Origin of the sequence: Lysinibacillus sp. (assembly GCF_032093475.1) — a bacterium.
GTDB lineage: Bacteria > Bacillota > Bacilli > Bacillales_A > Planococcaceae > Lysinibacillus > Lysinibacillus irui.
Genome location: NZ_DAMDAY010000027.1, coordinates 25,989 through 40,335, shown reverse-complemented (window position 1 = coordinate 40,335; position 14,347 = coordinate 25,989). Strand labels below are relative to the sequence as shown.

At 36.0% G+C, this 14,347-nt stretch carries 17 protein-coding genes; 14 read left to right on the top strand and 3 right to left on the bottom strand.

The window, feature by feature from the left end:
* On the top strand, positions 1 to 355 hold a 355-nt coding region (locus tag RT445_RS08385; RefSeq protein ID WP_313470418.1), incomplete at its 5' end, for a DinB family protein.
* A 46-nt stretch (positions 356 to 401) separates the two neighbouring features.
* On the opposite strand, the gene RT445_RS08380 is transcribed toward RT445_RS08385, so the two are convergent.
* A complete protein-coding gene (locus RT445_RS08380) occupies positions 402 to 1,880 on the bottom strand; it encodes an Lsa family ABC-F type ribosomal protection protein (protein WP_274797243.1) in 1,479 nt (492 codons plus the stop codon).
* Between the two features lie 665 nt (positions 1,881 to 2,545).
* On the opposite strand from RT445_RS08380, the gene RT445_RS08375 reads away from it, so the two are divergent.
* The 4 genes from RT445_RS08375 (at position 2,546) to RT445_RS08360 (ending at position 5,450) form a co-directional block, all read left to right on the top strand.
* Positions 2,546 to 3,016: a heme-degrading domain-containing protein gene (locus tag RT445_RS08375; protein ID WP_274797244.1), complete on the top strand. Its 471-nt coding sequence runs from the start codon at positions 2,546 to 2,548 to the stop codon at positions 3,014 to 3,016.
* A gap of 12 nt (positions 3,017 to 3,028) precedes the next feature.
* Positions 3,029 to 3,502, top strand: a complete 474-nt coding sequence (locus RT445_RS08370) for a tautomerase family protein (RefSeq protein ID WP_274797245.1) — start codon at positions 3,029 to 3,031, stop codon at positions 3,500 to 3,502.
* A 59-nt stretch (positions 3,503 to 3,561) separates the two neighbouring features.
* Positions 3,562 to 4,527 (top strand): LLM class oxidoreductase, encoded by a 966-nt coding sequence (locus RT445_RS08365; RefSeq protein ID WP_274797246.1) that lies wholly within the window; start codon positions 3,562 to 3,564, stop codon positions 4,525 to 4,527.
* Between the two features lie 128 nt (positions 4,528 to 4,655).
* On the top strand, positions 4,656 to 5,450 hold the full coding sequence (locus RT445_RS08360; protein WP_274797247.1) for an SDR family NAD(P)-dependent oxidoreductase: 795 nt from the start codon (positions 4,656 to 4,658) through the stop codon (positions 5,448 to 5,450).
* 64 nt (positions 5,451 to 5,514) lie between these two features.
* Here RT445_RS08360 and RT445_RS08355 read toward each other — a convergent pair whose 3' ends face one another.
* Positions 5,515 to 5,850, bottom strand: coding sequence for a 2Fe-2S iron-sulfur cluster-binding protein (locus RT445_RS08355; protein WP_274797323.1), 336 nt, complete (start codon positions 5,848 to 5,850; stop codon positions 5,515 to 5,517).
* A 251-nt stretch (positions 5,851 to 6,101) separates the two neighbouring features.
* Here RT445_RS08355 and RT445_RS08350 point away from each other — a divergent pair, with 251 nt between their 5' ends.
* From RT445_RS08350 to RT445_RS08320, 7 genes are all read left to right on the top strand, one after another.
* A complete protein-coding gene (locus RT445_RS08350) occupies positions 6,102 to 6,467 on the top strand; it encodes a DUF2089 domain-containing protein (RefSeq protein ID WP_274793125.1) in 366 nt (121 codons plus the stop codon).
* Between the two features lie 13 nt (positions 6,468 to 6,480).
* The gene (locus tag RT445_RS08345) at positions 6,481 to 6,870 is read left to right on the top strand and encodes an SHOCT-like domain-containing protein (protein WP_274793126.1); all 390 of its coding nucleotides are present in this window, start codon (positions 6,481 to 6,483) and stop codon (positions 6,868 to 6,870) included.
* Between the two features lie 10 nt (positions 6,871 to 6,880).
* On the top strand, positions 6,881 to 7,162 hold the full coding sequence (locus RT445_RS08340; RefSeq protein WP_274793127.1) for a hypothetical protein: 282 nt from the start codon (positions 6,881 to 6,883) through the stop codon (positions 7,160 to 7,162).
* A gap of 138 nt (positions 7,163 to 7,300) precedes the next feature.
* Positions 7,301 to 8,149 (top strand): copper amine oxidase N-terminal domain-containing protein, encoded by an 849-nt coding sequence (locus RT445_RS08335; RefSeq protein ID WP_274793128.1) that lies wholly within the window; start codon positions 7,301 to 7,303, stop codon positions 8,147 to 8,149.
* A 357-nt stretch (positions 8,150 to 8,506) separates the two neighbouring features.
* Positions 8,507 to 9,517, top strand: a complete 1,011-nt coding sequence (locus tag RT445_RS08330; RefSeq protein WP_274793129.1) for an aldo/keto reductase — start codon at positions 8,507 to 8,509, stop codon at positions 9,515 to 9,517.
* Positions 9,518 to 9,534: 17 nt separating this feature from the next.
* Complete coding sequence (locus RT445_RS08325; RefSeq protein ID WP_274793130.1) at positions 9,535 to 9,945, top strand: SRPBCC family protein; 411 nt, start codon at positions 9,535 to 9,537, stop codon at positions 9,943 to 9,945.
* A 262-nt stretch (positions 9,946 to 10,207) separates the two neighbouring features.
* On the top strand, positions 10,208 to 10,378 hold the full coding sequence (locus RT445_RS08320; protein ID WP_313470415.1) for an SDR family NAD(P)-dependent oxidoreductase: 171 nt from the start codon (positions 10,208 to 10,210) through the stop codon (positions 10,376 to 10,378).
* A 588-nt stretch (positions 10,379 to 10,966) separates the two neighbouring features.
* Here the strand turns inward: RT445_RS08320 and RT445_RS08315 are convergent.
* Positions 10,967 to 11,965 carry a zinc-dependent alcohol dehydrogenase family protein gene (locus RT445_RS08315; RefSeq protein WP_312506652.1) on the bottom strand — a complete coding sequence of 333 codons (999 nt, stop codon included), beginning with the start codon at positions 11,963 to 11,965 and terminating at the stop codon, positions 10,967 to 10,969.
* Positions 11,966 to 12,243: 278 nt separating this feature from the next.
* On the opposite strand from RT445_RS08315, the gene RT445_RS08310 reads away from it, so the two are divergent.
* Positions 12,244 to 13,167, top strand: a complete 924-nt coding sequence (locus RT445_RS08310; RefSeq protein ID WP_274793132.1) for a LysR family transcriptional regulator — start codon at positions 12,244 to 12,246, stop codon at positions 13,165 to 13,167.
* A 190-nt stretch (positions 13,168 to 13,357) separates the two neighbouring features.
* Positions 13,358 to 14,347: acetyl-CoA hydrolase (locus tag RT445_RS08305; protein WP_313470413.1), on the top strand; the 990-nt coding region annotated here is incomplete at its 3' end.

Genomic DNA, 14,347 nt, shown 5'->3' with positions numbered 1-14,347 from the left:
TATCCGTTGGAACGCAGGTCATTTATTAGTGGGTTGGGATCATAGTATGTTTCCAGCTGTTCATCAAGAAAGACAATTACCTTTATCCTATCATTTAATGTTTCCGAGTGGGAGCAAGCCCGATAATTGGACTGAACAGCCTCCAACGATGGAACAAATAATTACGCTTCTAGAGGAACAACCGCTACTTATTGAACAAGCGTGTAGAGGCCATCTAAATGAACCTCTGAAAGAGCCTTTTTTAGGCATGAAAACCATAGGGGATATGGTCATTTTCCATATGAACCATGAAAGCCACCACATGGGCATCATCAAAAGCATGAAGCAAACGCTCTTGAAGGAAGTATCTTTATAAATAGAAAGGAATCCATTTTGATGTTTCAAAATGGATTCCTGTTTAACTACATCGATATCGTTTTAGTTGCCACAGCTTCTTGAAATGCCTCGTCATGCTCAACAAAAACCATTGTGGGATTAAAACTTTGAATGAGCTCTTCAATTTGCATGCGTGAATAAATATCTATAAAGTTTAAAGGTTCATCCCAAATATAGATATGTGCTTTTTCACACAAACTTTTAGCAATCAAGAGCTTTTTCTTTTGACCACCGGAATAATGAGAAATATCTTTTTCAAATTGAATTCGATCAAAATCCATCTTTCTTAGGATGGATTTAAATAGCGTCTCATCAATATTATGCTCTTCGATGAAGTCCGACAGCATGCCCTTTAAATGCGAAGTATCTTGTTGAACATAGGAAATGATAAGGCCCGATGCTAAATGTATGGAGCCTGTATACTGAATAGGGTCTCCTAGAATTAGTTTAAGGATGCTACTTTTTCCGCTGCCATTCTTTCCATCCAACACAATACGGTCGCCTTGCTCCACCTTGAAGCTAATTGGCTTATTGACAATGTGATCATCATAGTGAATAGATACATCAGCTAAAGTTATTAATTCCTTTGATTGAATGGCCAATGGTTCTAATTTTAGTGCCTCTGTTTTTTCTACATTTTTAAGTAGTTTTGACTTTTCCTCAATGGCTTTTTGTTGTCTAGATTCAATGTTCTTTGCCCGCTTCATCATCTTGGCGGCTTTATGTCCAACAAATCCTTTATCTAGCTTAGACCCGGAATTTGTTGTCCCATTTTTGGAAGCTTCCACTTGATTTGACCAGCCTGAAGTACGCTTCGAAGACTGTTTTAATCGATCTATATCTTTTTGTAGACGTTGATTAGTTGCTTCTTCGTGTTCCTGCTGTCTATCAAAATTCAGCTTCCATGAAGAATAGTTGCCACTTTGAACATCAATATTGGCTCTATTGATGGATAAGATATGGTCTACACAGCCATCTAAAAAGGCTCTATCATGAGAAATTAAAATGAATCCTTTTTTCTTCCGTAAATATTCTGAGACAATCTTTCGTGCATCTGTGTCAAGATGGTTGGTTGGCTCATCAATTAAAAGAAATTGGCCCTCAGTTAAAAATAATGCAGCAAGCAACACCTTCGTCTGCTCTCCGTTTGATAATGTTTTGAACGGTCGGTACATAACCTCAGCATCAACATCCAAATAGGATATTTCACGAAGGCATTCCCAATCTTCAGCCTGTGGGCAAATTTCCTCAAAAATTTCGTGAGTAAATTTGTTCTGATCCGAAACAGGATAGGGGAAGTAAGTAAATTCTACTGATGAAATGATTTTCCCACTATATTCATAATTCCCTAACAAAAGATTAAAGAATGTTGTTTTACCTCGGCCATTTCTACCGATAAACCCAAGTTTCCAATCCGTATCGATTTGGAAATTTACCTCTTCGAAAATATTGTCAAAGCTACTTGGATAAGAAAATGTTAAGTTTTGTACTTGTATCATGGACATGCTAGTTCCTCCTTTGTATAGCAACAGTTTTACTTTTCATACAAAGTCGGTATATCCATCTATTTTAATATTCCTCCGTATAGGCAGATGGATATTAACGACTTATACGGAGTGTTACATGCGTAATAATAGTGTCTGAATCAATCATTTTTTCCCTCTCCTTTTTAGTAGATGAAAGTTACAGAAAAAATTCTAACTATGAGAGCATAAAAAAACCTCCCAATATCAATTGGAAGGATTAGTCTTTTGCTTTAAAAAATTCGTCATCTTACTTGCCATGAACAGATTATGACAAATAAATGGAAACTGATTATTAAAAATGGACAGACTAACCCTATATTTTGTAGTTTGAAGTATTTCATTTCAAATAAAAATATAGATTAGTTCATCATTGTTCATTCATCAGTCCTCTCATAATTGTATTTCCATAGTAACAAATTTTTTCAACGAATACAATCCTGCTTCAACATCCCACAAACTTTTCCCTTCTATCATAATAGGAACAATTAAGTGACTATATCACTTTAAAGTGCGTACTTACCTCCATCGAATACACTTCTTATAATACATTTATGGATCAGTAATACGTCCATAAGCATTAAAAATAACCGCATTTGATCAGAACTACATTTACGATTAACTGAAGGATAGCTGGAGGTAGTGATATGAGTACTTTAAGTATAGATGAAATTTTAAAAGAAGAGGAAACACTTCAATTTTCCACTTTTACAAATGACGATGCCCTGCGTTTAGGCTTATTAATTATAGAAAAAGCGAAGCAAGAAGGGAAATCCATTGCTGTTGATATAACAAAGAATGGTGTTCAATTGTTTCATTATAAAATGACAGGAATGACTGAGGAAAATAGTCAGTGGATTGAGCGAAAAAAGCGGGTTGTTTCGCTGCACAACCACAGCTCGTATTATTTACAGATGCAAAGTGAGTTAAGTGGAATTCCATATCATGAGAAATATTGCTTAGATGCCTCAAAATACGCTGCGTTTGGTGGAGCATATCCTATTCAAATAAAAAACGTTGGGGTTATCGGTATAATAACAGTTTCAGGATTAACCCCTGAGGAAGATCATGACTTAGTCATTAGAGGAATTAAAAATTTGTTAAATGATGAAGTTTAAAGGAGAATCATTATGCCATTAATTGAGGTAAATACATGGCCATCCATGTCAACGGAAGAAAAAAAGGAATTCATTTTTACACTTACTGAACTAACAACAAATTTACTAAAAATTGTTCCAGACAAAATCCAAATATTAATAAAAGAACTTGAAAAAGAAAACTGGGGAAAAGCTGGGGCAGTTGCATCTGATCTTAGCTTTGCCGATAAGAGTAGAGTCATGAATTGGAATACACAAGAGTCTTATCATACACAGGCAAATACAGTAGATGGAATGGCCATCATTACGATTGATATCTGGAATACATTTGATCAAGAAACAAAGGATATATGGGTAAAGCAGCTAACACAAACTACATCTAAATTTACGCACGCACCTTTGGATAAAATACTTATTGTCATCAGAGAAATGATTCCAGGGAATTGGGGGCAAAGTGGAGTAACAGGGGCAGATCCAGATTTTCTTTCCAAAAGTCGAACATATTAAAATTCGTAGAAACAAGTTTCAGAAGGATTTAAAAAGGGGAAAGGAGCAAGAAGTGCTTTATGAGTCAATTTTCCAATTATCATAGTTATAATCGAATGTATAAAGAAGGGGAGTTAACACTAGGTCTCCATATTCCATTAGAAAATTATCGTTTTGGTACGCCTACCATGGAAAAACAGGTGGAGTTATCACAATTAGCCGAGAATTATGGTTTTACTAGCCTATGGTTTCGAGATGTATTATTAGAAGATCCTTCTTTTGGTGATCCAGCAGTAGGTCAAATTTATGATATGTTGATTTATTTAACCTATTTAGCAAGCCAAACAAAGGAAATTGCTTTAGGAACATCAGCTATCGTACTTTCTTTACGTCATCCCTTACGAGTCGCTAAAGAAATAGCAACGATTAATCAGTTATTTCCCGAGCGCCTAATTTTGGGTGTTTCATCTGGAGATCGTAAAGCCGATTTTCATGGTTTAAATGTGAACCATGATGATCGAGGAGAACGTTTTATTGAAGCCTTTCAATATTTAAATCAAGTATTATATGAAAATTTTCCTTCTATTCGTTCTACTTTAGGTGCTATTCAAGGAAGTAATTTAGTTCCAAAACCAACGAAGCGCATTCCAACGATCATAACAGGTTTTGCGCAGCAATCAATGGAATGGTTTGCGAAGAACGGCGATGGTTGGATGTATTATCCACGAAGTCCACACCTTCAAGCAGAGGCTATTCGACAATGGAGAGAGCTTGTGGAACAGTACTGTCCGGGAGTTTTCAAACCATTCACACAGCCCATGCACTTAGATTTAACAGAAGATCCAAATGAAATGCCTACGCCGATTCGTTTAGGATTCCGAGTAGGGCGAAACCGGTTAATCGAACTACTAAATATTTATAAAGAAATTGGTGTCAACCATCTCTTCTTTGCATTATTTGACAGTAAAAGACCTGCAGAAGAAGTGATTCATGAGCTTGGACAAGAGGTATTACCTCATTTTCCGGCAATAAATAGCAACATCTAGAAATACAGAGGAGTGAAAGTGCTGAATTTTGCCTTGTCACTCCTTCTTTACATATTTACTGTTTAAAAGAAGTGGAGAATTCCATACTACTACTTATTCAAATAAAAACGTGCTTAGGAGTGATTACGATGTTTTTAAATTTGAAGGGGAAAACCGCGCTCGTTACAGGTTCTACAGCAGGGATTGGTAAGGCCATTGCAAAATCATTAGTATTAGAAGGCGTTACGGTCATTATTAACGGACGTCATGAAGATAAGGTTCTTCAAACAATAAAAGAACTACAGGAACAGTACCCAGAAGCTAGTCTTCAGCCTTTGATATCTGATTTAGGAACAGCAGAAGGATGCCAAAAGGCAACAGAAGAATACCCAAAAGTAGATATTTTGATCAACAACCTAGGGATTTTTGAGCCAAAAGAATACTTTAACATCTCGGATGAAGAATGGTTGAAGATGTTTGAAGTCAACATTATGAGTGGTGTTCGCCTTACACGATGGTACCTCAATCAAATGATTCAAAAGAGGGAAGGAAGGGTTATTTTTATTGCAAGTGAAGCAGCCATTATGCCATCGCAAGAAATGGCTCATTATAGCGCCACGAAGACGATGCAACTTTCCCTGTCGCGTAGTTTAGCTGAGCTGACGAAAGGAACAAATGTGACGGTCAACACCATAATGCCTGGTTCTACATTTACAGAAGGCGTCGAAACGATGTTGAATACCTTGTATCCTAATGAGCATTTGACGATGGAAGAAGCTGAAATGCGATTTATGAAAGAAAATCGTCCAACCTCTATTATACAGCGACTGATTCGTCCAGAGGAAATTGCTCATTTTGTTACGTTTTTAAGTAGCCCACTGTCTTCTGCTATTAATGGGTCTGCATTGAGAATTGATGGGGGATTAGTACGTAGCGTCTTTTAATAAAAGTATAATAAATAAGGCATTAGGACTTGATTTCCTATGCCTTTATTTATGTATCCCCTAATTAATCTGCAGGTCTTGGCCCTCTATTGTCCTGAGAACTTTCCGAGATCAAAATTGGACGAACTGTAATGTCTCCAATAACACGTATTTGACAAGAAAGCCGCAAGCAATCATCATATAAGTTTTCATCTATATTTTTAATAGCAAAAGCGTTTTTCTCTATTTTCGAAGTATCTTTATACTCTCCAGCTAATACCTCTACTCGACAGGTAGTACATTTTGCTTTTCCTCCACATTGATGCAGAATATTGATACCATTATCTTCAAGAGCTAGAACTAATTTTTTTCCTTCCTCAACCTCAAAGGTTTTCCCTCCAAATACGGTGACAAATGGCATAAATTTTACTCCCTTTCTAATGTAAATCTTAATATAAGTTTGTATGTTATAGGCGAATCTCATACAAAAAATCGTCCATTTGCTAAATATAAACAAATTGGCTTCTTTTAATATTTCGGGAGCTGAATAATCAATAATATTAAAGTTAAAATTAATATTATTGATTATTTTAATTAAAAAATTAAATTTCATTGTTTATTTATTCAATTATTTATTATATAATCAATTTAACTTAAAGGAAGGAGTACACTATGGCTTATCAAGTAATCACAAATTGTCCTGTCTGTAGTAAAACATTGAAAATTACAAAGTTACAGTGTTCTCATTGTCACACAACGATTGAAAATGAGTTTGAATTGTCTAAGCTAGCATCCTTATCTAAGGATCAACTTCATTTTGTGGAAGTATTTTTAACATGTCGAGGGAATATTAAAGAAGTTGAAAAGGAACTAGGGATTTCATATCCAACGGTTCGCGGTAAGTTAACAGAAATTATTTCATCACTTGGCTATAGACAAAAGAAGAAAAATGAAGTAGATGAGAAAAAAATTGTGGCCATGTTGGAAAATGGTGAAATCACAACGGAAGAGGCCATCAAGCTCTTAAAAGAAGAATAAGGAGGAATTGACCATGAAAGAAGAAATTACAAAAGTGTTAACGATGATCCAAGAAGGAAAGATTGATGCAGATAAGGGTTCAGAGCTCATTCAAGTATTACAAGAGAAAGAAGAATCCGGGAATGAATTCGCTGAAAAGCCAACTAAATATTTAGATAAGACTTTAAAAGTACGTGTTGTCTCAACGGAAAATGATAACGTCACGGTCAATTTACCAATCAAACTTGTTAAAGCAGTTTTAATGGCTGGACATAGTATCGCAGCGAGTATTCCACAATCGGAAAAATACGTGAAGGATATCGACATAAACCTTCTCCTTGAAGCAATCGAAAATGAATTAGATGGGCAAATTGTTGATATTAAATCCGCCAACGGGGATTCCGTTTCGGTCTTCATTGAATAGTGGTTAGCTTATGATGCATGTAAAAGTGAAAGCAAAAGACGTTCGGCTTACTGTCCCCATTCCATATGCTTTGATAAACATCGCTCTTGCCATTTTGTCTTCTAAATTGATTCAGCAAAATGTAAACAAATGGACAAAAGAGTACTTCGAAAGGAAAAAAGTTGATTTTGTCTTTCCAATAATCGACAAAGAATCCTTAAAACCTATCGTCAACGAGATGAAAAATTATAAAGGACTTGTACTTGTAGATGTCAAAGCTAAAGATGGCACAGAGGTAAAGGTTAGACTATAATAATTAAACCACTTACTAGTCAAATAGTAGGTGGTTTTTTGTACAAAAGTTTCAAATCAATTATGAAGAAGGAGCTTATTAGCTTTCTATTGAATTAAGTACTATAGAAAATATTGTTTTCTAAAGGAGCTAATGAAGATGAAAAAGGGGTTTGCAGGGATATTCATTGCTTGGATTCTCATAATGGCAACGTCAACTACTAATGCCGCAACAAAAATTCAGCTAAAAGTGGATGATGTTGTAATTGTAACTGATGTAAACCCTGAAATGAAAAATAATCGTATGATGGTACCTTTACGTGTCATTAGTGAAAATTTGGGGGCCAAGGTAGACTGGACCAAATCGCAAGTGACGCTTACAAAAAGCACTATGAAGGTAATCTTAAAACAGAACAGTCGTACAGCTGTGGTAAACGGACAAACGATATTACTTGATACACAGCCTTATGTAAAGAATGGGCGTATCTTTGTTCCATTGCGCTTTCTAGCAGAAACCTTTGGCAGTAAGGTCCATTATAATAATTTAACTGTCAAAGTTGAAACGAAGCCGTTAATTATCGATGGGGTAGAAGTAAAGTCGATACTGCATGAATACCACATGACAATGGGCGGAATTGAGGAGCAATTAAAAGGCAATGCCTATATCGAAGAAATGTACCATCTTTTTGTAAAAAATAAAGGAAGTAAGGTCGAACCACCAGCAGATTTCACGTGGTCTTTTCACAGTGCTATACCTGGGAGCTATTATAAAATAGGACAATATGATTTTTTAAACGAAGAAGGCAACAATATCAAGCGTTTTGATCTCTATTCATTAATTCAAATTTCAGAACAACCATTTCTAGAGAAGCCAGATAGTTTGATTTACAATGCAGCTGAAGATCAATGGTTTTTGTATAATAAAGCAGCCAGTCAATCTATTTACACGTTAATAGACACGGCTAAGAGAAACGGATTTGTGACTATTATTAGTAATACAGTTCCATGAGGCTATTTATTTGACCCTCGATTTGATTAAACAAATGAAGCGTACCTGCTATTTGTAGCCACTCAAAGAGAGTGGTTTTTTTGCATCTCAAAAAGCTAATATCTCATTATGACAATCTTAGAGTACTTAAAATGAAATTCTATTTTATTGTGGGAATAAAGTATATAACTACTTTGTCTGCGTCTTTACTAATAGGCACTTTTTGGTGCTCATATTACTTTAAAGTGCGTACTTTTTTATTTTCTTTAGGTGCCTCATAATCAATATTGCAGATGAAGAAATGACTTTTGATAAGTAATCAGTCATTGATCATACTGGCAATCAACAAAAGAACTAATCTTAGGAGGATTTAATAATATGAGAAATCTATTACAAGGAAAATTAGGTTTTGGTACAGCTCCATTAGGTAATATGTACCGTAATATCCCGGAAGAAGAGGCAATTGCAACTGTAGATGCTGCTTGGGAGAGTGGCATTCGTTACTTTGATACAGCTCCACTTTATGGCTCTGGTTTAGCTGAGATTCGTCTTGGTGAAGCCTTATCAAAAAGAAATCGTGACGAGTACGTTTTAAGCACAAAGGTAGGTAGAATTATTTCGGATGAGTTGGAAGATCCATCTGCACGAGATTTAGGAGAAAAAGGTGGGCTTTTCGAATTCGGACGTAAAAACAAAATTATTAATGATTACAGCGCGGACGCAACCCTTCGCTCAATTGAGGACAGCTTGAAACGTTTACAAACAGACCGTATAGATTTTGTTTATATTCATGATGTAGCGCAAGATTTTTATGGCGATGAGTGGATTTCACAATTTGAAACAGCTCGTACAGGAGCCTTCCGTGTGCTCACGCAATTACGTGAAGAAGGCGTTATTAAAGGGTGGGGACTTGGAGTAAACCGAGTAGAACCAATTGAATTACTACTGGATTTGGAGGAAGTAAAACCAGATGTATCCTTACTAGCTGGTCGTTATACATTATTAGACCACGAACGTGCGCTACAACGAGTAATGCCAACAGCTAAAAAAAATAATATGGACATCGTCGTTGGTGGCCCATATAGTTCAGGTGTTCTTGCAGGAGGCACTCACTTCGAATACCAAAAAGCGTCACCAGAAATTATGGCGAAAGTAGAAAAAATCAAAAGTATTGCAGATCGTCATCAAATCAGCATTAAGTCAGCTGCTTTACAATTTTCATTGGCGAACCCAGCAGTTGCTGCTGTCATTCCTGGCGCAAGTAAACCAGAGCGAATTGCAGAAGATCAAGCTGCATTGAAAACAATTATCCCAGCAGCATTCTGGGAAGAAATGCGCGAACAAAAATTGATCGCACCACATGCACCACTACCAATCGATTTTATATAAAAAGGAGAGTAAAGAAAATGGCAAATACTATTACATCTATTAGAATTTCAGCTTCACCTGAGGAAGTATGGCAATTAATTGGTGGCTTTGACTCGCTTCCAGACTGGTTACCCTATATTCCAAGCAGTAAAGTAACGGAAGGTGGACGTGTACGTCACCTAGCTAACCCTGATGGAGATGCTATTGTAGAGCGTTTAGAAAATTTCAATGACAAGGAACGTTACTACACGTATTCAATTATGAAGGCACCGTTTCCGGTTACTGATTATTTATCTACAATCCAAGTCAAAGAAGATACTGACGGCCAATCATCGTTGGTCGAGTGGTCTGGCAGTTTCACACCTGTGGATGTAAGTGACCAAGAAGCTATTGAGCTATTCCATGGTATCTATCAAGATGGATTAGAAGCATTACAAAAAGCATTCTAAATTGAAGTTTTATAATGAATAAAGAGTGTCTTTAAGTTCAAATTTGACTTTAAGACACTCTTTTTTATTCTAAATCATAATGAATTTTTAAATCGCTAGATTCTAATCGTTTAGCATAAATTGTCGTAACGTGTGTGATGATAATAAATAGTAATGGAAATGTTTTTATAAAAGTTGTTGACATGGAGTTAACTCCAAGAACTACACTTCTTGTGAAAGGAGCATTCATAGCTTTGGTGCGAGAACAACAGCAAAAGAAGCTATGGGAGGCAAGAATTTATCTGGTAAGGTAGCAATCGTAACAGGTGGATATTCAGGTTTAGGGCTCGAAATCACCCGAGTATTTGCAGAAGCTGGGGCAACTGTAATAGTACCCGCAAGAAGAATCGAAAAAGCCAAGGATAATCAATCAGAAAATATACTATTATTGTAATAGCATGTATTTTACTGTAACTAGTAAAAGCATGCTATTTTTGTAGTAAAAAATAAGGAAGTTTCTAACCCAAAGCTTGCTGATGATACACTCGAATTTATGGATGTATTCATAGTTGGGAGTATCCCATTTCTTATCACACTTTATTTTTTACATAAAAAGAATCCAGCCCATCATCATTTCAAGGTAATAGAAAAAGAAACGAATGAGATATAAAAATCAATTAGAGAAAAAGACTTCAATTTAAGTAAACTAACCGAAATTTATCTGACGGCTTTTTACAGATAAACATAATTATTTTACCGTCTATATTAGCGATGTCGGTAGTTAATCCAATCTTAATAGAAGAATAATAAAAGCTAACATGTAAGTGTAGAACAGTGGCAATAGCCGTTGTAGAATGAATTTGTCAATTTAGGGTTAAACAATGTGTTTAATTATGTTGGCTTTGAATTTTTACTTTAGCTATTAAAGTTGAAGAACATCTATACTGTGTTACAAATTTCCTATAAGGAAAGAACATATTTGATGATGCTCACATGTTCTTTCCTTTAAATTACTTAGAGTAATATTAGTCCTCTAATCATTTTACCAGTTGTTCACCAAAACAATTTTCCCAACTGCTTGTCCTGACTCCATGTATTCATGGGCTTTTGAAACTTCATCAAATGTAAAAATACGTGGATCTAGTAGAGGTCGTAGCTTGTCTTCCTCCACCACACTTGCAACCTTCTTTAATATTTCTCCATAATGTTTATGCATGTCTTTATTCACTATTTTTAGTAGCATGAAGGTAACATGTAGAGAAAGGCCCTTCGAATGTACTGGTGTTAGGTCATGAGTTGAACGAGTCGCAATGGCTGTTACAGTTCCATGTACCGCTGCCGCTTCAAAAGAACGGTCAAGATTTTCACCCCCAACTGTGTCAAAGACTAGGTCAAATCCTTTTCCGTCAGTATATTTTTCAACGTATTCCTGAACGGTTTCTTCTGTATAATTAATCGTGATATCTGCACCGAGGCGCTTAGCCATCTCTAACTTTTCTTGTGAAGAGGCAGTTGTATAGACGGTTGCTCCTCCCCACTTGGCGAGTTGAATGGCGATGTGTCCTACACCTCCAGTTGCTCCATGAATTAATACTTCTTGCCCTGGTGTAAGTCTAGCTCGGTTAAATAATGCCTCCCAGGCTGTTATAGAAACAAGTGGCAAAGCCGCAGCTTCTTCCATTGTTAAATTTTTTGGCTTATGAGCGAGTAAGTCAGCATCTGCTAGCATATATTCAGCAAGTGCACCGCCACTAGTCCCTTTAAAACCACCCGCACATCCAAACACCTCATCGCCAATGACAAACTTAGTGACTCCCTCGCCTACTGCACATACCAAACCAGCTACATCTCCATGTAATACTGCTGGGAACTCTGGAGCAACTGCTGGAACTGAACCGGCCCGAACCTTTGTATCAATAGGGTTAACACTAGTTGCTTTCACATGGATAAGTACATGTCCCGGCTCTATTTCAGGCTGCTGAATCTCCTTATGTTGAAAGACGGATGGTTTACCAAAAGATTGAATAATTTGTGATTTCACTTTTGTCACTCCTTTAAATAAAGAAAACTAAATACGGTAGAGCTTATTGCATTTATAAGTCTATAAAAATAAGAAAAGAAGGAATATTCTGTTTTTTCCTTGTAATATCTATGATACTTTATATAAAATAAATTTAAAAGCATGTGCACTTTTGTTAATCGCAATAGTGTAGATAAATTAAAAATAATTGCGAAAGGCAAGAAGCAAATTTAGTAGTCTATTTATATGGCTCACTAAAGTACAGATTCGAGTTATCAGACAGAAAGGATTGAAGCAATTTGGAATTACGGCATTTAGAATATTTTTTAATGCTTAGTAAAGAGCTCCATTTTACCAAAGCTGCTGAAAAACTAGGAATTTCTCAACCTACTTTAAGCCATCAAATTAAAATGCTGGAAAAGGAAATTGGGTATTCTTTATTTAACCGCGTTGGGAAGAAGGTTGAACTAACGAAGGTTGGAGAAATCGTCCAACAAGAAGCCCTGAATATTCAAGGCTCTATCTTAAGTATCTCTTCACAAATTACGGCATTATCAAATGTGGAGATTGGTGAATTGAAAATTGCTGTGTTGCCAGGGGAAATAACGGACTTGGTCTCAACTTTATGTATTCAATTTAATCAGCTGTACCCAAATATAAAAGTCATTATTGAAACGACAGATCAAGTAGAAAAAGCCGTTTTACAAAATCAGGCTGACTTTGGTATTGATTTTCATCTAACTCCCAATGACTTGTTACAAGTGACGAAACTATACGATGAAGATTTTTACCTCATTAGTAATCAAAGAAATAAAGAGCAAAACGTATCATTTTCTTCAGTTTTAGATTATCCTCTCATCTTATTTCCAAGTATGCATCAATGTAGAAAATTACTTAATAAGGCCAGCAATGAGGTTGGCAAACCATTAGAGCCAATCGTTGAAACATCAAGTATTCGATCGATCTTAAATTTAGTTCGTCATGGTGTTGGTCGCAGTATAGTCTCTCGAACTTTATACGATTTTTATGAAACGGAGGATTTATTTTTCCAACATATCGAAAAACCATCTTTATCTAGAGCCGTTTACCTCATCATGAAAAAGGACTGTTTTATTAATTATGCAGCACGTGAATATATTAAGCTACTTGTACGTGAAATCGAAAAGCTCCATTTTCACACAGAGAAAGATGCGATAAATTCTTTGAACAGCTATGTATTATAGTTTTTTTCTATCATTATCATAGAAATCATGAGATAGACTAAAGGCTGAGTTCTTTTTACAATATAGACAAGAAGCTCATATATTTGAATATATTGTAAGGTGAGTTTTGATTGGCAATAATGTTATGCATTTTTTATCCCAAATTTACAAAGGAAAAAAGTACTACAAATCTATCATGAGGTGATTGTTAATGCGAAAAGATTTAAGCCAATTTATTAGAAGTACAGCATTTTTGGACAAGGTTGTTTCAGCTGAAGAGGCTGCTTCATGGATTGAAGATGGAATGAACCTTGGAATGAGTGGATTTACTCTATTCGGTGAGCCAAAGGAATTTCCACTTGCACTTTCTAAGCGAGGAAAAAATGAAAACTTTAAAGTTAACTTATATACAGGTGCTTCACTAGGGCCAACTGCAGACCAATCAATGGCCGAGGCAGGTATCATTAACCTGCGTGTTCCTTACCAAGGAAACTCTGTAATGCGTGGTAAAGTTAATAAAGGTGAATTATATTACATTGACCAGCATTTATCACATACTGCGGAAGAAGTTAGAAAAGGAACATTAGGCAAAATTGATTATGCCATTATTGAAGCTGCTGGCATCACTGAAGATGGTTATATCATTCCAACTGGCTCAGTAGGAAATTCACCGATTTTTGTAGAAAAAGCTGAAAACGTTATCATTGAAATTAATACTACTGCGCCTCGAGCATACGAAGGTCTTCATGATATTTTTGTTCAAAAAGAGCAAGGTGAACGTAGAGAAATTCCTATTTATACAGTATCAGATCGGATTGGAGAAATTGGCATCAAGGTCGATCCAGATAAAGTAAAAGGCATTGTTTTATCAGAACAGCCTGATATTCCATCACCTTTATTTGAACCAAATGAAGAAACACAGCAAATTGCCAATCATCTACTAGACTTCTTAGCTAATGAAGTAGCTGAAGGAAAATTGCCAGAATCGTTAGCTCCGTTACAATCTGGCGTAGGTTCAGTTGCGAATGCCGTTTTAAATGGCATGAAAAATTCTCAATTTAAAGATATTGAAGTGTTCTCTGAAGTACTGCAAGATGGTGTCTTTGATTTAATTGATGCTGGTATTGTTAAATTTGCAGCTGGTACAGCCTTCTCCCTTTCGAAGAAGCGTGTTGATTCATTAGCAGAGGATTTAGAAAAA

What these genes read in the sequence shown, in the direction of transcription:
- RT445_RS08380 (WP_274797243.1), bottom strand. Translation starts at nt 1,880, where the DNA reads ATGTCCATGATACAAGTACAAAACTTAACATTTTCTTATCCAAGTAGC.
- RT445_RS08375 (WP_274797244.1), top strand. Translation starts at nt 2,546, where the DNA reads ATGAGTACTTTAAGTATAGATGAAATTTTAAAAGAAGAGGAAACACTT.
- RT445_RS08370 (WP_274797245.1), top strand. Translation starts at nt 3,029, where the DNA reads ATGCCATTAATTGAGGTAAATACATGGCCATCCATGTCAACGGAAGAA.
- RT445_RS08365 (WP_274797246.1), top strand. Translation starts at nt 3,562, where the DNA reads ATGAGTCAATTTTCCAATTATCATAGTTATAATCGAATGTATAAAGAA.
- RT445_RS08360 (WP_274797247.1), top strand. Translation starts at nt 4,656, where the DNA reads ATGTTTTTAAATTTGAAGGGGAAAACCGCGCTCGTTACAGGTTCTACA.
- RT445_RS08355 (WP_274797323.1), bottom strand. Translation starts at nt 5,850, where the DNA reads ATGCCATTTGTCACCGTATTTGGAGGGAAAACCTTTGAGGTTGAGGAA.
- RT445_RS08350 (WP_274793125.1), top strand. Translation starts at nt 6,102, where the DNA reads ATGGCTTATCAAGTAATCACAAATTGTCCTGTCTGTAGTAAAACATTG.
- RT445_RS08345 (WP_274793126.1), top strand. Translation starts at nt 6,481, where the DNA reads ATGAAAGAAGAAATTACAAAAGTGTTAACGATGATCCAAGAAGGAAAG.
- RT445_RS08340 (WP_274793127.1), top strand. Translation starts at nt 6,881, where the DNA reads ATGATGCATGTAAAAGTGAAAGCAAAAGACGTTCGGCTTACTGTCCCC.
- RT445_RS08335 (WP_274793128.1), top strand. Translation starts at nt 7,301, where the DNA reads ATGAAAAAGGGGTTTGCAGGGATATTCATTGCTTGGATTCTCATAATG.
- RT445_RS08330 (WP_274793129.1), top strand. Translation starts at nt 8,507, where the DNA reads ATGAGAAATCTATTACAAGGAAAATTAGGTTTTGGTACAGCTCCATTA.
- RT445_RS08325 (WP_274793130.1), top strand. Translation starts at nt 9,535, where the DNA reads ATGGCAAATACTATTACATCTATTAGAATTTCAGCTTCACCTGAGGAA.
- RT445_RS08320 (WP_313470415.1), top strand. Translation starts at nt 10,208, where the DNA reads ATGGGAGGCAAGAATTTATCTGGTAAGGTAGCAATCGTAACAGGTGGA.